Annotated in this window: 13 protein-coding genes and 1 pseudogene; 4 read left to right on the forward strand and 10 right to left on the reverse strand. The window is 71.7% G+C overall.

Annotated elements, in window-relative coordinates; translation table 11 throughout:
• Nucleotides 1-115 precede the first annotated feature (115 nt).
• Nucleotides 116-1,279, forward strand: a complete 1,164-nt coding sequence (locus DVH02_RS04170) for a glycerate kinase (protein ID WP_114622301.1) — start codon at nt 116-118, stop codon at nt 1,277-1,279.
• 27 nt (nt 1,280-1,306) lie between these two features.
• Here the strand turns inward: DVH02_RS04170 and pssA are convergent.
• From pssA to DVH02_RS04215, 9 genes and pseudogenes are all read right to left on the reverse strand, one after another.
• Nucleotides 1,307-2,125: pseudogene (gene pssA, locus DVH02_RS04175) on the reverse strand (CDP-diacylglycerol--serine O-phosphatidyltransferase); the annotation flags it as partial.
• Nucleotides 2,112-2,759 carry a phosphatidylserine decarboxylase gene (locus DVH02_RS04180; protein ID WP_114622302.1) on the reverse strand — a complete coding sequence of 216 codons (648 nt, stop codon included), beginning with the start codon at nt 2,757-2,759 and terminating at the stop codon, nt 2,112-2,114. The gene DVH02_RS04180 and the pseudogene pssA, both read right to left, overlap by 14 nt.
• A 180-nt stretch (nt 2,760-2,939) precedes the next feature.
• The gene (locus DVH02_RS04185; RefSeq protein WP_114622303.1) at nt 2,940-4,145 is read right to left on the reverse strand and encodes an acyl-CoA dehydrogenase family protein; all 1,206 of its coding nucleotides are present in this window, start codon (nt 4,143-4,145) and stop codon (nt 2,940-2,942) included.
• Between the two features lies 1 nt (nt 4,146).
• Nucleotides 4,147-4,695 (reverse strand): MaoC family dehydratase, encoded by a 549-nt coding sequence (locus DVH02_RS04190; protein ID WP_114622319.1) that lies wholly within the window; start codon nt 4,693-4,695, stop codon nt 4,147-4,149.
• A 5-nt stretch (nt 4,696-4,700) separates the two neighbouring features.
• Nucleotides 4,701-5,702 (reverse strand): HpcH/HpaI aldolase/citrate lyase family protein, encoded by a 1,002-nt coding sequence (locus DVH02_RS04195; RefSeq protein ID WP_114622304.1) that lies wholly within the window; start codon nt 5,700-5,702, stop codon nt 4,701-4,703.
• Nucleotides 5,699-7,711, reverse strand: coding sequence for a protein meaA (locus DVH02_RS04200; RefSeq protein WP_114622305.1), 2,013 nt, complete (start codon nt 7,709-7,711; stop codon nt 5,699-5,701). Before DVH02_RS04200 ends, DVH02_RS04195 begins: the two co-directional genes overlap by 4 nt.
• Entirely contained in the window at nt 7,708-9,228 is a 1,521-nt protein-coding gene (gene ccrA / locus DVH02_RS04205) for a crotonyl-CoA carboxylase/reductase (RefSeq protein ID WP_233518028.1), read from the reverse strand. The genes DVH02_RS04200 and ccrA overlap by 4 nt, the downstream gene beginning before the upstream one ends.
• Before the next feature lie 462 nt (nt 9,229-9,690).
• Nucleotides 9,691-10,503 carry a TetR family transcriptional regulator gene (locus tag DVH02_RS04210; RefSeq protein WP_199566163.1) on the reverse strand — a complete coding sequence of 271 codons (813 nt, stop codon included), beginning with the start codon at nt 10,501-10,503 and terminating at the stop codon, nt 9,691-9,693.
• A 129-nt stretch (nt 10,504-10,632) separates the two neighbouring features.
• The gene (locus DVH02_RS04215; RefSeq protein ID WP_233518033.1) at nt 10,633-12,372 is read right to left on the reverse strand and encodes a 3-hydroxyacyl-CoA dehydrogenase family protein; all 1,740 of its coding nucleotides are present in this window, start codon (nt 12,370-12,372) and stop codon (nt 10,633-10,635) included.
• 379 nt (nt 12,373-12,751) lie between these two features.
• Between DVH02_RS04215 and DVH02_RS04220 the strand changes: the two genes are divergently transcribed.
• Nucleotides 12,752-13,333, forward strand: a complete 582-nt coding sequence (locus DVH02_RS04220; protein ID WP_233518029.1) for an adenylosuccinate lyase — start codon at nt 12,752-12,754, stop codon at nt 13,331-13,333.
• A 32-nt stretch (nt 13,334-13,365) separates the two neighbouring features.
• Here DVH02_RS04220 and DVH02_RS04225 read toward each other — a convergent pair whose 3' ends face one another.
• Nucleotides 13,366-14,412, reverse strand: a complete 1,047-nt coding sequence (locus tag DVH02_RS04225) for an Rv2578c family radical SAM protein (protein ID WP_114622308.1) — start codon at nt 14,410-14,412, stop codon at nt 13,366-13,368.
• 138 nt (nt 14,413-14,550) lie between these two features.
• Here DVH02_RS04225 and DVH02_RS04230 point away from each other — a divergent pair, with 138 nt between their 5' ends.
• On the forward strand, nt 14,551-15,027 hold the full coding sequence (locus DVH02_RS04230; protein ID WP_114622309.1) for an SRPBCC family protein: 477 nt from the start codon (nt 14,551-14,553) through the stop codon (nt 15,025-15,027).
• A 259-nt stretch (nt 15,028-15,286) separates the two neighbouring features.
• Complete coding sequence (locus DVH02_RS04235; RefSeq protein ID WP_199566164.1) at nt 15,287-17,737, forward strand: MFS transporter; 2,451 nt, start codon at nt 15,287-15,289, stop codon at nt 17,735-17,737.
• Nucleotides 17,738-17,802: the final 65 nt, after the last annotated feature.

A 17,802-nucleotide genomic window follows, 5' to 3' on the forward strand; every position in this document is an offset into this window, starting at 1 on the left:
ACAGGCCCAGGCCGTTCCTGACGGAGGGTCCGTGCTCTCGGCGATGGGCATCCCCGCGCCGTGCGGATAGGGTCGGGACCGGCGCGACACCTGGTCGACAGCGAGGGATGCAAAGGTGACGGACGGAGCGGTAGAGACGGTCGGCGGTTCCGCCCGCGTACTGATCGCGGCGGACAAGTTCAAGGGCTCACTCACGGCCGTGGAGGTCGCACAGCGGGTCACGGCCGGTCTCCACTCGGTCGCCCCCGGGGTGCCCGTCGAGACGCTGCCCGTCGCCGACGGCGGCGACGGCACGGTCGCCGCGGCCGTGGCCGCCGGATTCGAACGGCGCGAGGTGCGTGTCACCGGGCCGCTCGGCGACACGGTGACGGCCGCCTACGCGCTGCGCGACGGCACGGCCGTCGTGGAGATGGCGGAGGCGTCCGGCCTCCAGCACCTCCCGGAGGGGGTCTTCGCGCCCCTCACGGCGACCACGTACGGCTCGGGCGAGCTGCTGGGCGCCGCTCTCGACGCGGGCGCCCGCTCCCTCGTCTTCGGGGTCGGCGGCAGCGCCACCACCGACGGCGGCGCGGGGATGCTCAGCGCGCTCGGCGCCCGTTTCCTGGACGCCGACGGGCAGCCCGTGGCCCCGGGCGGCGGCGGGCTGCTGGAGCTGGCCACCGCGGACCTCTCCGGGCTCGACCCGCGTCTCGCCGACGCCGACATCGTGCTCGCCAGCGATGTCGACAATCCGCTGACCGGCCCCAAGGGCGCCCCCGCCGTCTACGGACCGCAGAAGGGCGCCACCCCCGAGGACGTCGCCACGCTCGACGCGGCGCTCACCCGGTACGCCAAGGCGCTGGAAGCGGCCGTCGGGCCCCGCGCCGCGCATCTCGCGTACGCCCCCGGCGCGGGCGCGGCGGGCGGCATCGGCTACGGCGCGCTGGTCGGCCTCGGCGCGCGCTTCCGGCCCGGCATCGAGGTGATGCTCGACGTCCTGGGCTTCACCCGGGCGCTGGCCGGGGCCACCCTCGTCATCACCGGCGAGGGCTCACTGGACGAGCAGACGCTGCACGGCAAGGCCCCGGCGGGCGTCGCGGCGGCGGCCCGCGCCCGGAACATCGAGGTCATCGCGGTCTGCGGGCGGCTGAGCCTGCCCCCGGAGGCGCTCGGCCGCGCGGGCATCCGCCGCGCGTACCCCCTCAGCGGGCTGGAGCCTGACCCGGCCGTGTGCATCGCCGAGGCGGGCCCGCTGCTGGAGCGTCTCGCGGCCGACATCGCGCGCGACTTCCTGATCTGACCCGATCGCCGTACCGCCGCGCCGCCGTACCGCCCTTGCCGTCGCGGACAGCGGAATCACCGCGCCGGTCACCACCTGGAGCGCACAGCCGGTCTGGAGCAGCAGCTGACCGCCCGGCGCGTCGAACGCCCAGGCCGCCAGCAGCCCCATCGCGGCGACGATCCAGCTGAGCATCGCGACCGCGAGCACCCCGCGCGGCTTGGGGTACTCGACCCGGCTCACCATCAGCCATGCCACGCCGATGATCGCCAGGAGGGTCGGGACGAAGGGCAGCTCAAGGAGCACGATCGAGATGACCGTGAGCGCGCCGAAGGGGCTCGGCATGCCCTGGAACATGCCGTCCTTCAGCGTCACGCAGGAGAATCTGGCCAGCCTGAGCACCACGGCGAGCAGCACCACGATCGCCGCGAGCGCCGACACCCGTTGATGGGCGTCGTCCGCGACCATTCCGTACACCAGTACGAAATAGGCCGGTGCGAGACCGAAGCTGATCAGGTCCGAGAGGTTGTCCAGCTCCGCGCCCATCGGGGAGCTGCGCAGCTTGCGCGCCACGATCCCGTCGAACAGGTCGAAGACGGCCGCGGCGAGCATGAGGATCACGGCCGTCGCGGCGGAGTGCCGCGCCATGCCGCTCTCGTCGCTGCCCGTGAGGTGCGGGATGAGGATGCCGGTCGTGGTGAAGTAGACGGCCATGAAGCCGCAGGTGGCGTTACCGAGCGTGAGCGTGTCCGCTATCGACAGCCGCAGCGAGAGCGGCATCTCGTCGACCTCGGCCTCCGCCTCGGCTACCTTGGCCTCCGCCTCGGCCACCCAGTCCGTCTGTGTGTCGGGATCAATCACGGTCAATTCGAGTCACCCCTGCGGTCGTGGTCTGACCGACCTCGACAGCGACATCGACACCTTCCGGAAGGTAGATGTCGACGCGCGAGCCGAACCGGATCAGGCCGATGCGCTCGCCCTGTTCCACCTTGGTCCCCTGGGGCAGGTACGGGACGATGCGCCGGGCGACGGCGCCCGCGATCTGCACCATCTCGATGTCGCCCAGCTCGGTGTCGAAGTGCCAGACAACGCGCTCGTTGTTCTCGCTCTCCTTGTTGAACGCCGGAACGAAGCCGCCGGGGATGTGCTCCACGGAGGTCACGGTTCCCGCGAGGGGAGCGCGGTTGACGTGCACGTTCAGCGGGCTCATGAAGATGGCGACCCGAGTGCGCCCGTCCTTCCACGGCATGATGCTCTGCACCACTCCGTCGGCCGGGGAGATGACCCGGCCCTGCGTGATCTCGCGCTCCGGGTCTCTGAAGAACCACAGCATGCCCGCCGCGAGCGCGGTGGCGGGCACGGCGAAAGCTGCCGCGCGCTTGGAACGGCGTGCGCGGGCCAGGCCGATCGCGGCGGCCGTGACGGTCGGCAGGAGCCACGGCGATGCTCCGCGTGCGATGCGGACCCGGCCGCTGGGTGCAGAGGTTTGGCTGTGGGGCATGGATGACCTTCGTAGCGGATGATGCCGCGCTGGCAACGGGGGACGGCGGCTTTCCAGCGATGGTACTGGTTGTGCGCCCGAACTGAGCAAGCCAGCACCCGAGTCGGGCGGCTGGAAGCATGCGACACGGGCCGGTGTGGTGTGATCTTCTTCGCCGTCAAATCGGTTCAAAGGCGATAATTAACCCTGGAATCGGTACTCCTCCAGCAGTCGGCGGCCGATGATCATTTTCTGAATCTCGGCGGTACCCTCGCCGATCAGCAGCATCGGCGCCTCGCGGTAGAGGCGCTCGATCTCGTACTCCTTGGAGAACCCGTAACCGCCGTGGATACGGAAGGCGTCCTCGACGACTTCCTTGCAGTATTCGGAGGCGAGGTACTTCGCCATCCCTGCCTCCAGGTCGTTTCGTTCCCCCGAGTCCTTTTTGCGTGCCGCGTTGACCATCATCGCATGGGCGGCCTCGACTTTGGTAGCCATCTCCGCCAGCTTGAACTGGATCGCCTGGTGCTGGGCGATCGGCTTTCCGAAGGTGTGGCGTTGCTGGGCATATGAGACGCCGAGTTCGAAGGCGCGCTGGGCGACCCCGCAGCCGCGCGCCGCGACATTCACCCGGCCGATCTCGACACCGTCCATCATTTGGTAAAACCCTCGTCCCGTGGTGCCGCCGAGTACCCGATCGGCCGGAATGCGAAGTCCGTCCATCACCAGCTCGGTGGTGTCGACGCCCTTGTACCCCATCTTGTCGATCTTCCCGGGGATGGTGAGGCCGGGCCGCACCTCGCCGAAGCCGGGCTCCTTCTCCACCAGGAACGTCGTCATCGACCGGTGCGCGGGGGCGTCCTGCGGGTGGCCCTCCTCGCTCCGGCACAGCACCGCGACCAGATGGGACGTGCCGCCGTTGGTCAGCCACATCTTCTGGCCGTTCAGCACGTACACGTCCCCGTCCCTGACGCCCTTGGACGTGATCGCCGAGACGTCCGAGCCGAGCGCCGGCTCCGACATCGAGAAGGCGCCGCGCACCTCGCCCTCCGCCATGCGCGGCAGGAAGGTGTCCTTCTGTTCCCGGGTGCCGTACCGCTTGAGGAGATACGCCACGATGAAATGTGTGTTGACGATGCCGGAGACGGACATCCAGCCGCGCGCGATCTCCTCCACGCAGAGCGCGTAGGTGAGCAGGGACTCGCCGAGCCCGCCGTATTCCTCCGGGATCATCAGCCCGAACAGCCCGAGTTCCCGAAGCCCCTCGACAATCGCGGTCGGATATTCGTCGCGGTGTTCCAGTTCCGTGGCGACCGGCAGGATCTCCTTGTCGACAAAGTCTCTTACCGTCGAAAGGATCTCCCGTTGAATATCGGTCAGCCCGGCGGTCTGCGCGAGTCGGCTCATCTCACTTCTCCCCGGACTTCGGCGTGGACTTCGGCGCTGAGTGCGGTACGGATTTCGGCCGCGGGCGGCCGGGCTGCTCTCCGCCGCGCTCCTTCACGTAGGACTCGGTCGGGACCATTACCTTGCGGCGGAACACGCACACCACGGTGCCCTCCTGCGTATAGCCCCGCGTCTCGACCTGGACGATTCCGCGGTCGCTCTTGGACCGCGACGGCGTCTTGTCCAGGACCGTCGTCTCGCCGTAGAGCGTGTCGCCGTGGAAGGTCGGCGCGATGTGCCGCAGCGACTCCACCTCCAGATTGGCGATGGCCTTGCCGGAGACGTCCGGCACCGACATTCCCAGCAGCAGCGAGTACACGTAGTTGCCGACGACGACGTTCTTTCCGAAATCCGTCGTCCGTTCCGCGTAGTGCGCGTCCAGATGCAGTGGGTGATGGTTCATGGTGAGCAGACAGAAGAGATGGTCGTCGTACTCCGTGACCGTCTTGCCGGGCCAGTGCTGGTAGACCGCGCCGACCTCGAACTCCTCGAAGGTGCGTCCGAACCGCATCGCGCTCACCCCTTCGGCGCTTCGAACGAGGAGGTACGGGAGAGTCCGGCGGCCCGCCCCTTGCCGGCGATCACCAGCGCCATCTTCCGGCTCGCCTCGTCGATCATCTCGTCCCCGAGCATCACGGAGCCCTTCCGGCCGCCCGCCTCCGAGGTGTGGAACGCGTACGCGTCGAGGATCAGCTCGGCGTGGTCGTAGTCCTCCTGCGCGGGCGAGAAGACCTCGTTGGCGGCGTCGATCTGGCCCGGGTGCAGCACCCACTTGCCGTCGTAGCCGAGCGCGGCGGCGCGGCCCGCCACCTCGCGGAAGCCGTCCACGTTCCTGATCTGGAGGTAGGGGCCGTCGATGACCTGGAGGTCATGGGTACGGGCCGCCATCAGCAGCTTCATCAGGATGTAGTGGTAGGCGTCCGCGGGATAGCCCGGCGGCTGCTCGCCCACCACCAGGGTCCGCATGTTGACGGAGGCCATGAAGTCCGCCGGGCCGAAGATGATGGTCTCGGTGCGCGGTGAGGCGGCGGCGATCGCGTCCACGTTCACCAGCCCCTTGGCGTTCTCGATCTGCGCCTCGATGCCGATCCGGCCCACCTCGAAGCCCATGGTCCTCTCGATCTGGGTGAGCAGCAGGTCCAGCGCCACGATCTGCTGCGCGTCCTGCACCTTGGGCAGCATCACGCAGTCCAGATTCTGCCCGGCGCCCTCCACGACCGTGATGACGTCGCGGTAGGTCCACTCCGTCGTCCAGTCGTTGACCCGCACCACCCGGGTCTTGCCCGTCCAGTCGCCCTCGTTGAGCGCCTTGACGATGGTGTGCCGGGCGTCCGGCTTGGCCAGCGGCGCGCAGGCGTCCTCCAGGTCCAGGAAGACCTGGTCGGCCGGGAGCCCCTGGGCCTTCTCCAGGAAGCGCGGACTGGAGCCCGGCACCGCGAGGCAGGAGCGGCGCGGTCGCGACCGGCCGACGGGCGTGGTGGCGGGTGTCGTGGCGGACGGTGCGGGGGGCGGGGTCATGCGGGAACCTCCAGGGGGTCGAGCTTGTTGGCTTTACGGATCTCGTCGACGATACGACCGATGATCTCGGTGATCCCGAAGTCCTTCGGGGTGAAGACGGCCGCGACTCCGGCCGACCGCAGCAGCGCCGCGTCCGCGTTCGGGATGATCCCGCCGACGATCACCGGCAGTTCGCCCGCGCCCGCCTCGCGCAGCCGTACGAGCACATCGGGCACCAGCGCGGTGTGCGAGCCCGACAGGATCGACAGCCCCACGCAGTGCACGTCCTCGGCCAGCGCCGCGCCCACGATCTGTTCCGGCGTCAGCCTGATGCCCTGGTAGACCACCTCGAAGCCGGCGTCCCTGGCGCGGACCGCGATCTGCTCGGCGCCGTTGGAGTGCCCATCGAGTCCCGGCTTGCCGACCAGCAGCCGCAGCCGTCCCGTGTCCAGCTCCCGGGCCGTACGGGACACCTTCGCGCGTACGGCGGCCAGCGGGCTGCCCGCCTCCGCGGGCACCGCCACCGGCGCGCCGCCCACGCCCGTCGGGGCGCGGAACTCGCCGAACACGTCGCGCAGCGCCCAGGACCACTCGCCGGTGGTCACCCCGGCCCGCGCGCACTCCACGGTGGCGGCCATCAGATTGCCGGTGCCGGCGGCGGTCCGCTTCAGCGCGGCCAGCGCCTCGGCGGCCCTGGGCTCGTCCCGGGAGTCGCGCCACTCGTGCAGGGCGGCCACCACCCGGGCCTCGTTGGCGGGATCGACCGTCATGATCGCGGTGTCGAGATCCGCGGTCAGCGGACTGGGCTCGGTCGACTCGTAGCAGTTCACCCCGACGACCTTCTCCGCGCCGGACTCGATCCCGGCCCGGCGCTCGGCGTGCGCCGAGACCAGCCGCGACTTGAGATAGCCGGACTCGACGGCCGCCATCACACCGCCCATCTCCTCGATCCGGCCGATCTCCTCGAACGCCTCGGTGACCAGGGCCGCCACCTTCTCCTCCACGACACGCGAGCCCTCGAAGAGGTCCGCGTACTCCAGCAGATCGCTCTCGTGCGCCAGGACCTGCTGGATACGCAGCGACCACTGCTGGTCCCAGGGCCGGGGCAGCCCCAGCGCCTCGTTCCAAGCGGGCAGCTGCACCGCGCGGGCGCGGGCGTCCTTGGAGAGCGTCACGGCGAGCATCTCCAGCACGATCCGCTGGACGTTGTTCTCCGGCTGCGCCTCGGTGAGCCCGAGCGAGTTGACCTGGACGCCGTAGCGGAAGCGGCGCTGCCCCGCGTCCTCGATCCCGTACCGCTCCCGGGTGATCCGGTCCCAGACGCGCGAGAAGGCGCGCATCTTGCACATCTCCTCGACGAACCGCACGCCCGCGTTGACGAAGAAGGAGATCCGCCCGACCACCTCGCCCCGGCGCTCCTCGGGGATCCGGCCCGACGCGAACACCGCGTCGAGTACGGCGATCGCGGTGGACATCGCGTAGGCGATCTCCTGGACGGGGGTCGCCCCCGCCTCCTGGAGGTGGTAGCTGCAGATGTTGATCGGGTTCCACTTGGGGAGGCGGGCGACCGTATAGGTGATCATGTCGGTGGTCAGCCGCAGGCTCGGCACGGGCGGGAAGACATGGGTGCCGCGCGACAGGTACTCCTTGACGATGTCGTTCTGCGTCGTCCCCCGGAGCTTGCCGGGATCGGCGCCCTGCTCCTCCGCGACCACCTGATAGAGCGCCAGCAGCCACATGGCGGTGGCGTTGATGGTCATCGAGGTGTTGGTGCGCTCCAGCGGGATGTCCCGGAACAGCCGCCGCATGTCGCCGAGGTGCGAGACGGGCACCCCGACCCGGCCCACCTCGCCGCGCGCGAGGACGTGGTCCGGGTCGTAGCCGGTCTGGGTGGGCAGGTCGAACGCGACCGAGAGCCCCGTCTGGCCCTTGGCCAGGTTGCGGCGGTACAGCTCGTTGGACGCCTCGGCGGTCGAGTGACCGGCGTACGTCCGCATCAGCCAGGGACGGTCCTTGTGGCGGTCGGTCACGTCGCGCTCCCGCGGTGCTGGTCGGTCCGCTCCGCCGGGGCGTCACGGCGGTGTTGGTCGGTCCGTTCCGCCGGGGCGTCACGGCGGTGTTGGTCGGTCCGTTCCGCCGGGGCGTCACGGCGGTGTTGGTCGGTCCGTTCCGCCGGGGCGTCACGGCGGTGTTGGTCGGTCCGCTCCGCCGGGGCGTCACGGAACAGATTGATCGCGTCGAGGTGCCGGGCCCGCAGCTCCTCGTCCCGTACCCCCAGCCCCTCGCGCGGCGCCAGCGCCAGCACCCCGACCTTGCCCTGGTGGAGGTTGCGGTGCACGTCGTACGCGGCCTGGCCGGTGTCCTCCAGCGCGTACACCTTCGACAGCGTCGGATGGATCCGGCCCTTGGCGACCAGCCGGTTCGCCTCCCACGCCTCGCGGTAGTTGGCGAAGTGGGACCCGATGATGCGCTTGAGCGACATCCACAGATAGCGGTTGTCGTACTCGTGCGTGTAGCCGGAGGTGGAGGCGCAGGTGACGACCGTGCCGCCCTTGCGGGTCACGTACACACTGGCGCCGAAGGTCTCGCGCCCCGGGTGCTCGAAGACGATGTCCACGTCCTCACCGCCCGTCAGCTCGCGGATCCGCTTGCCGAAGCGTTTCCACTCGCGCGGGTCCTGGTGGTGCTCGTCCGACCAGAACCGGTAGTCCTCGGCGGTGCGGTCGATGACCGCCTCGGCGCCCATCCGGCGGCAGATCTCCGCCTTGCGGTCGCTGGAGACCACACAGACCGGGTTGGCGCCGCCCGCGAGCGCGAACTGCGTGGCGTACGAGCCGAGTCCACCGCTCGCGCCCCAGATCAGGACGTTGTCGCCCTGCTTCATGCCGGCGCCGTTGCGCGACACCAACTGGCGGTACGCGGTCGAGTTGACCAGACCGGGGGCCGCCGCCTCCTCCCAGCTCAGATGGGGCGCCTTGGGCATCAGCTGATTGGACTTCACCAGGGCGAGTTCGGCCAGGCCGCCGAAGTTGGTCTCGAACCCCCAGATGCGCTGCTCGGGGTCGAGCATCGTGTCGTTGTGGCCGTCGGACGACTCCAGCTCGACGGAGAGACAGTGCGCCACCACCTCGTCGCCCGGCCGCCAGGCGTTGACCCCGGGGCCGGTGCGCAGCACCACGCCCGCGAGGTCGGAGCCGATGACGTGGTACGGCAGATCGTGCCGCCGCGCCAGCTCGCTGAGCTTGCCGTACCGCTCCAGGAAGCCGAAGGTCGGCAGCGGTTCGAAGAGCGCGGTCCACACGGAGTTGTAATTCACCGAGCTGGCCATCACGGCCACGAGGGCCTCTCCCGGGCCGAGCGGGGGCACCGGCACCTCGTCGATGTGGAGCGAGGCGCGCGGATCCTTCTCCCGGCCGGGGAGGTCCGTGAACATCTCCGTCTCGTCCTTGTGCACGGTCACGGCACGGTACGCGTCGGGGACGGTCAGCGCGGCGAAGTCGGCTGACGTACTGTCCGGCGACTGGATCGCGTCCAGGATTTCCTTCACGTTGTGGCCTCCGGCGAAGCTGAGGGTGCGACGAGTACGGCTGAGGACGAGGGCGCGCGGGCGGATGGCGACGGGTCCGCCGACGGGGCGGAGGTGTGCCGTCGGTTCGGCGGACGGTGCTGACCGCGTGGTGCTGACCGCGTGGTGCGGTGCGCGTGGTGCGGTGCGCGTGGTGCGTTTCGCGCTGATCGCGCTGAGCTGTGGCGCCGGGGTGGGCGCGCGGGTGCCTGTGACGCAGGCGTCCGGACACACGAGCGGGAGGGCTTGTGGGAACAGCCGGACACCCTCAACGTATGGCACACGGTGACAGCTGACAAGGCACTGAGTGCCAAAAATCTGTCTCAATTGACGGCTGGGTGGCACGCATGAGCGATGTCTACCGCTCGGGGTGCCGTGGATATCACTTCCGACCCGCGGGCTGGCCGGATGGCGGCGCGGGCGGTGACGTGGTGGGGGCGGGCGCTACGCGCCCTTGAGGGCCTGCTTGATGGTGCGCATGACCTCGTCGAGCGGGGCGTCGGTGTGGGCCACCGCCACCACCACCTCCCCGCTGGTGCGCGCCGCGGCGGCGGGGCGGCGGGGCGTCTCGCCCATGGTGCGGCCCGCGCCGATACCGCTGCCGAAGGTCTCGCGGACGATCGCGAAGGCGTGGTCGAGCTGTGTCTCCACATCGCCCTGGCCGTCGGCCCGCAGCCAGCGCCGCAGCACGTGGTTGTGCGCGGTGACGACGGCGGACGCCGCCACCTCCGCCAGCAGCGGATCGTCATTGCCGTCGGTGTGGTCGCGCTCGTCGAAGTGGCCCAGCAGATAGCGGGTGAACAGCCGCTCGTAGCGGGCCACCGAGGCGATCTCCGCCTCCCGCAGCGTGGGCACCTCGCGGGTGAGCTGGTAGCGGGCCACGGAGACGGCGGGGGAGCCCGCGTACATCCGCATGACTTCCTTGATGCCCCGGCAGACCGTGTCCAGCGGGTGCTCGTGCGCGGGGGCCGCGTTGAGCACCGCCTCCGCCCGTACCAGCGTGTCGTCGTGGTCCGGGAAGATCGCCTCCTCCTTGGACCTGAAGTGCCGGAAGAAGGTCCGCCGGGCGACCCCGGCCGCGGCGGCGATCTCGTCGACCGTCGTCGCCTCGTACCCCTTGGTCGCGAACAGTTCCATCGCCGCCGCCGCCAGTTCACGGCGCATCTTGAGCCGCTGAGCGGCGGCGCGGGTGCCCGCGGCGCTCTCGGGAACGTCGGACTTGCTGCTGGAGCGGGCGGACCTGGCGGGCTGGGACATGAGGTGAACGTACTGCATCGGCGCCGCGCGGCGCGCCCGAGGGGGCGGCGCGGGGGACGGCCCGCGCCGCGCCCCGCTCCGTCCTTCGCGCTGCTCAGGGCCGCGCGCCACCCCGCCGGGGGGACCGGCTCAGCGCCGCTTGGCGTACTCCCGGAAGCCGCGTCCGCTCTTGCGTCCCAGGCAGCCCGCCGCCACCAGCTGCTCCAGCAGCGGCGCGGGGGCCAGGGAGGGGTCGCGGAACTCCTGGTGCAGCCCCCGCTCGATGGCGAGCGAGACATCGAGGCCGACCACGTCGAGCAGTTCGAAGGGGCCCATCGGATAGCCGCCGCCGAGCCGCATCGCGGCGTCGATGTCGTCCATCGTCGCGTAGTGCTCCCCGACCATCCTGACCGCGCTGTTGAGGTACGGGAACAACAGCGCGTTCACGATGAACCCGGCGCGGTCGCCGCAGTCCACCGGGTGCTTGCCGATGTCCGCGCACACCTCACGGACGGTGGCGTGGGCGCTGTCGCGGGTCAGCACCGTGCGCACCACCTCCACCAGCCGCATCGCCGGCGCCGGGTTGAAGAAGTGCATGCCGAGGACGTCCTGCGGGCGGCCGGTCGCGCGGGCGCAGGCCACCACCGGCAGCGAGGAGGTCGTCGTCGCCAGCACCGCCCCCGGCCGGCACACCGCGTCGAGCGCGGCGAACAGCCCCCGCTTGACCGCCAGGTCCTCGGCCACCGCCTCCACGGTGAGATCCACCGCGCCCAGCGCGTCGAGCGACCCGGCCGGGGCGATCCGCGTCAGCGCGGCGTCGCGGGCCTCCGGGGCGAGCCGCCCCTTCGCCACCGAGCGGTCCAGGGAGGCCGCGACCCGGGCGGCGGCGGCCGTCGCCCGCTGCCGGGTGCGGGCGGCGAGCACCACGTCGTACCCCGCCGTCGCGAAGACCTCGGCGATGCCGCTCGCCATCGTGCCGGAGCCGACGACGCCGACCGAGGCGACGGGCCGCCCCGGCGCGGTGCGCGCGGCGGGCGAGGGAGTGAGCGCGTCCGGCACCGGCGTACCGCCGCCCGGCGCCTCGTACGTGTAGAAGCCGCGCCCGGCCTTGCGCCCCGTCAGCCCGGCGTCGGTGAGCTGCCGGAGCACCGGCGCGGGCGCGTGCAGCCGGTCGTGCGACGCGGCGTGCAGCGCGTCGAGCACGGTACGGGCGGTGTCGATCCCGATCAGGTCGAGCAGCGCCAGCGGCCCCATCGGCAGCCCGCACCCCAGCCGCATCGCCGCGTCGATGTCCGCACGCGAGGCGTACCCGGACTCGTACATGGCCGCCGCCCGGTTGAGATAGCCGAACAGCAGCCCGTCCGCGACGAATCCGGGCCGGTCGCCCACGGCCACCGGTTCCTTGCCCAGCGCGCGGGCGAGCGCGGTGACCGCCGCGACCGCCTCGGGCGCGGTCAGCACCGACGACACCACCTCCACCAGCCGCATCGCGGTCGCGGGGTGGAAGAAATGCAGGCCGAGCACCCGTTCCGGATGCGCGGAACCGGCGGCCAGCCGGGTGACCGACAGCGCGTTCGTGCCGGTCGCGAGGATCGCGCCGGAGCCGACGATCCCGTCCAGCTCGCTCAGCACGCGCCGCTTGGTCTCGTACTCCTCGGGCACGACCTCGATCACCAACGGGGCCTCCGCGGCGGCCCGGAGGCCGGAGAACGTACGGAAGCGGGCGAGCGCGGTCAGCCGCTGCGCCGCGCCGAGCCCGCCGCGCGCCACCGCCCGCGCGGTCGACTCCTCCACGGCGCGCACGGCCCGCGCGGCGGCGGCCGGGTCGGGATCGATCCCGATCACCTCGCGGCCGGAGCGGGCGAGAAGCTCGGCGATGCCGGTCCCCATCGTGCCGAGACCGACGACGGCGACGGTGGGCAGGGGAAGGGTGGCGGGGACGGGGACGACGGGGCCGGGGACGGGAACGGTCGGGCCGGGGGTGTCCGTACGGATGTCCATCGGGGGACTCCAGGGGATGAGTGACGGCGGAGGGCGCGCGCGAACGGCGGCGCGGGAAAAGGGAGTCGCGGCGGGCCCTGTCCCGGGGCCACGCCGTACGACCGGTCCGGCGGGCCGGACCGGGACGGCTGCGTCACCAGGCCGTCGAATCGCGGAGATGATCCGCTCATCTGAGATTAACTGACGAGTAACGAGCGCGCCAGGGGTCTGCGGGCGTCCGGTCACTGTGTGGCGCGTCACCGTCACCGGAGTCGATACGCTGACCCTCATGGATGAGGCCGCCATGGATGAGGACTTCCGCTCACTCGCGGACCGGGTGCGGGAGGAGTCCGGCGCCTCCGCCCCGTGCGAACGGCTGATCGCCACCGAGGACACGGAGGAACTGGCCGCGGTCCTCACCGCACCCCGGCAGCCGCTGTGGGCAAGGGAGACGGCGGCCTTCCGGCTCGGCTGCGCGGGGGACCGGCGGGCCTTCGAGGCGCTGGTGCTGCTCCTCAACCACCGCGACCCCGAGCGCTGCGTCAGCGCCTCGTACGCGCTGGCCAGGCTCGGCGACCCGCGCACGCCCCGGGCCGCCGCCGCGCTCGCGACCAACGAACTGCGCACGGCGTACGCGCTGCACCCGGTGCGGCTCCTCGCCGCACTGCGCGCCCCCGAGTCCGTACCGGCCCTGACCGCCACGCTGGGCCGCCTGCTGGCACCGGACGAGCCGCACTGGCGGGTGGCGCTGGCCTGCGTGGAGGGTCTGGGGCGGCTCGGCGACTCCCGCGCCCGCCCCGTACTCGAAGCGGCCCGCACCCACCCGAGGCTGGGCGCGGCGGCGCGGGAGGCGCTGGGCCGCCTCGCGTAACGCGTCTCGCGCGCGGTGAGCGGGCCGCCGTCTCACCCCAGCGTCAGCTGGGTGGCCCCGGGTTCGGGGGCGGGGGCGGGCTCCCGGGGCTCCGGGATGCGGCGGGCCGCGCGGCGGCCGGTGGGGCCTATCCCGTACTCGGCGGCCAGTTCGTGCACCTGCCGGGTGATCCGGCGCTGGTAGGACGTGGGCGCGTACGCGCCGTCCGCGTACAGCCGTTCGTACCGGTCCACCAGGCCCGGGTGGTGGTGGCCCAGCCAGGTCATGAACCACTCGCGCGCGCCGGGGCGCAGATGGAGGGCGAGCGGGGTCACCGACGTGGCGCCGGCGGCGGCTATCGCGCTCACCGTGGCGCGCAGTTGGTCCGGTCCGTCGCCCAGGAAGGGGATGACCGGCGCCATCAGCACCCCGCAGTCGATCCCGGCGGCGGTCATGGCGCGTACGACGTCGAGGCGGCGCTCAGGGGAGGGGGTGCCCGGTTCGACCGTGCGCCACAGCTCCCGGTCGGTGAAGCCGACCGAGACGCAGACGCCCACCTCGGTGACGGCGGCGGCCTCGCGCAGCAGCTCCAGGTCGCGCAGGATCAGCGTGCCCTTGGTCAGGATGGAGAAGGGGTTGGCGCGGTCGCGCAGCGCCGCGATGATGCCCGGCATCAGCCGGTAGCGGCCCTCGGCCCGCTGGTAGCAGTCCACGTTGGTGCCCATCGCGATGTGCGCCCCCTGCCACCGGGGGGAGGCGAGCCGCTCGCGCAGCAGCTCCGGCGCGTTGATCTTGACGACGATCTGCGAGTCGAAGCCGGTCCCGGTGTCGAGGTCCAGATAGCTGTGGGTCTTGCGGGCGAAGCAGTACACGCAGGCGTGGGTGCAGCCCCGGTACGGGTTCACCGTCCATTCGAACGGCATCCGGGACGCGCCCGGCACCCGGTTCACGATCGAACGGGCGCGGACCTCGTGGAAGGTGATGCCGGCGAACTCGGGTGTGTCGAAGGTGCGGGTGGTCACCGCGTCCGTACGGAAGAGCGCGATGTCCCCGGTCGGCCCGTTCGTCGAGGCGTTCTCGACCAGATTGTCCCAGCGCATGGGGACCTCCTCTGTAGCACTGTCCGCAGAATAGAACATTTGTTCCCTTGATCGCCGGGACCCGGATTTGGGCGGGCGTGCCGGAGGGTGGTTGGGTGGCCGCACCCCACCGAAATACCGAGTGCTGGAGGAAGAGCCATGGCGCAGGTCGAGGCCACGACGGAGCGAATCATCGCGGCGGACCCGGAGACGGTGTTCGATGCTCTGGCCGACTACGAGAACACCCGCGCGAAGCTCCTGCCGGGCCAGTTCAGCGAGTACGAGGTGCGGGAGGGCGGCGACGGTGAGGGCAGCCTCGTCCACTGGAAGCTCCAGGCCACCAGCAAGCGCGTCCGGGACTGCCTGCTGGAGGTGACCGAGCCGACCGACGGGCAGCTGGTCGAGAAGGACCGCAACTCCTCGATGGTGACCACCTGGATCGTCACCCCGGCCGGTGAGGGCCGTTCGAAGGCCGTCGTCACCTCGGTCTGGGACGGCGCGAGCGGCATCGGCGGCTTCTTCGAGCGGACCTTCGCGCCCAAGGGCCTCGGCCGCATCTACGACGAGGTGCTGGCGAAGCTCGCCGCGCACACCGAGGCCGGGGCGAAGCCCGGGGCCGGGTCCCCCGAGGCGTAGGCACCCGCGCCGGGCTCCGGCAGATCGTTGCCGGAGTCACCGATTCGAGTGGTCTTCCCCGCGGCGTCGTGACCGTGCCGTCGCGCGTCGCCCGTGCGACACGCCGCGGGAAAGCCCCTGATGAGCGCCTCGGCGCCGCCGGTCCCCGGTCAACTTCCCCTCGTCACCACCTCCTTCGGGCGCGGAGAATCCCGCTTGCTCCCGCTCGGCGCGCGATGTGAACAATGACGCCGCGCAGGTGTGACGAGGGGAGCAGTACGTGGGCGGGACCACTCTGGTGAAGGGCGTCGGGCGGGACGCGGGCGGGGGCGCCGGACTCGCCGCCGAGCCGTTCCCCGCCGCCGCGGCCGGGCCGCCGCCACCGCCCGCGCCCGGCGCGGCCACCGGATACCTCGGCCCGCGCCAGGTGCGGCTGGTCTTCGTCGGGCTGATGCTCGCCATGCTGCTCGCCGCGCTGGAACAGATGATCGTGGCGACCGCGCTGCCCAGGATCGTCGGGGAGCTGCGGGGCCTGGACCGGATGTCCTGGGCGATCACCGCGTATCTGCTCACCGCCACGGTCGGGCTGCCGGTCTACGGCAAGCTCGGGGACCTCTTCGGCCGCAAGGGCGTCTTCCAGTTCGCCATCGTCGTCTTCGTCATCGGATCCGCGCTGGCGGGCTGGTCGCGCACGATGAACCAGCTGATCGCCTTCCGCGCCCTCCAGGGCGTCGGCGCGGGCGGTCTGATGATCGGTGTGCAGGCGATCATCGCGGACATCGTGCCGCCCCGTGAGCGCGGCCGGTACATGGGGCTGATCGGCGGCTCCTTCGGAGTCGCCTCGGTGGCCGGTCCGCTGCTGGGCGGCTTCTTCACCGACCATGTCTCCTGGCGCTGGTGCTTCTACTTCAACGTGCCCTTCGGGCTGCTCACGCTCGCCGTGGTCAGCGTGGTGCTCAAGCTTCCCCGGCCCCCGGTCAGGGCCCGGTTCGACGTGCTGGGCGCCCTGCTGCTCGCCGCCGCCTCCACCTGCCTGGTGCTGCTGACCAGCTGGGGCGGTACGCAGTACGCGTGGGGCTCGCGCGTCATCCTGGGCCTGACGGCGGGCGCCGTCGCGAGCGCCGTGCTCTTCGTGGCGGTCGAGCGCCGCGCCGCCGAACCGATCATCCCGCCGCGGCTGTTCCGCGATCCGGTCTTCGTCGTGTGCGGCCTGACCGGCATGGTGGTCGGGGTGGCGCTGTTCGGGGCGGCCAGCTATCTGCCCACCTTCCTCCAGATGGTCGACGGGGCCAGCGCCACCGAGTCGGGGCTGCTGATGCTCCCGATGATGGGCGGCATCGTCGTCGCCTCCGTCACCTCCGGCCAGCTGATCTCCCGTACCGGCCGCTACAAGCGCTATCCGGTGCTCGGCGGCGTCCTGTCGGTGCTCGGGATGTGGCTGCTGTCCCGGCTGGAGACCGGCACCTCCCGGCTGGAGTGCGGTATCGCGCAGGCGGTGCTCGGCCTCGGGATCGGCCTGGTGATGCCGGTGATCGTCCTCGCCGTGCAGAACGCCGTGCCGCCCGCCGACATCGGCGCGGCCACCAGCGCCAACAACTACTTCCGGCAGATCGGCGGCAGCGTGGGCGCGGCCGTCTTCGGCACGCTCTTCGCCGGGCGGCTCGCCGACGCGCTGGCCGACCGTATCCCCGCCGGGGCCGCGCCGCTGGGCGCCGAGTCCATCACCCCGCAGTCGGTCCGCGCCCTGCCGCCCGCCGTACGCGACGGCTATGTCCAGGCGTACGCGGACGCGATGCCCCGGATCTTCCTCTACCTCGTGCCGGTGCTCGCCCTCGGCCTGTTGATCACCTTCTTCCTCAAGGAGAAACCGCTGGTGTCCCAGAACGCCCCCGCCGCCGAGTCCGGCGCGGTCCCCGCCGCGCCCACCGTCCTCCCGGAGCCGCGGACCGCGCCCGCCGCCGTCCCGCACACCCCGGGGGTCGCCGTCTGCGGCACCGTGCAGCACCACGACGGCACCGTCGTGCCGCGGGCCGCGCTCACCCTCATCGACGTCCAGGGACAGCAGATCGGGCGCGGGGCGAGCGGCGCTGACGGCCGGTACGCGCTGAGCGTGCCCGGCTCCGGGTCGTACGTGATGATCGCGGCGGCGGGCGGGCACCAGCCCCAGGCGGTCACCGTGACCGTCGGCGAACGGCCCGTCGAACTCGACGTCGTCCTCGGCGGCGCGGGCCGCCTCGCCGGGTCCGTACGCACCGCCGACGGCACCCCGGTGCGCGACGCCGCCGTGACCCTCACCGACGTACGCGGGGACGTCGTGGCGTCCACCCGCAGCGGCCGGGAGGGCGCGTACGTCATCTCCGAACTGGTGGCCGGGGAGTACACGCTCGCGGCGAGCGCGCCCGCCTTCCGGCCCGCCGCGCTGCCCGTCAGCGTGCAGGCGTCACGGGAGGCCCGGCAGGACATCGAACTGGCGGGCGGAGCCGTGCTGCGCGGCACCGTGCGCGCCGGCGGCGGCCGTCCCGTCGAGGACGCGCGCGTCACCCTCCTCGACGCCGCGGGCAATGTGGTGGACACCCTCACCACCGGTCTCGACGGCACCTTCCGCTTCGTCGACCTGTCGTCCGGCGAGTACACGGTGATCGCCGCGGGCTATCCGCCGGTCGCCACCGTGCTCCGGATGGCGGGCGGCGGACGGACCGAACGCGACCTCCAGCTGGGCCACGAGGACTGACTGAATTTCAGTCAATCAGCGGTTGTGCGCGGGCGCACAACCTATTGGTTCAATGCCCGGCGCCG

Source organism: Streptomyces corynorhini, from assembly GCF_003346515.1.
Classification (GTDB): Bacteria; Actinomycetota; Actinomycetes; order Streptomycetales; family Streptomycetaceae; genus Streptomyces; species Streptomyces corynorhini.

Coding starts and splice junctions, on each gene's coding strand:
- DVH02_RS04180 (WP_114622302.1), bottom strand. CDS start 2,759: ATGCCCCACAGCCAAACCTCTGCACCCAGCGGCCGGGTCCGCATCGCA.
- DVH02_RS04185 (WP_114622303.1), bottom strand. CDS start 4,145: ATGAGCCGACTCGCGCAGACCGCCGGGCTGACCGATATTCAACGGGAG.
- DVH02_RS04190 (WP_114622319.1), bottom strand. CDS start 4,695: ATGCGGTTCGGACGCACCTTCGAGGAGTTCGAGGTCGGCGCGGTCTAC.
- DVH02_RS04195 (WP_114622304.1), bottom strand. CDS start 5,702: ATGACCCCGCCCCCCGCACCGTCCGCCACGACACCCGCCACCACGCCC.
- DVH02_RS04210 (WP_199566163.1), bottom strand. CDS start 10,503: ATGTCCCAGCCCGCCAGGTCCGCCCGCTCCAGCAGCAAGTCCGACGTT.
- DVH02_RS04215 (WP_233518033.1), bottom strand. CDS start 12,372: ATGGGGACCGGCATCGCCGAGCTTCTCGCCCGCTCCGGCCGCGAGGTG.
- DVH02_RS04220 (WP_233518029.1), top strand. CDS start 12,752: ATGGATGAGGCCGCCATGGATGAGGACTTCCGCTCACTCGCGGACCGG.
- DVH02_RS04225 (WP_114622308.1), bottom strand. CDS start 14,412: ATGCGCTGGGACAATCTGGTCGAGAACGCCTCGACGAACGGGCCGACC.
- DVH02_RS04230 (WP_114622309.1), top strand. CDS start 14,551: ATGGCGCAGGTCGAGGCCACGACGGAGCGAATCATCGCGGCGGACCCG.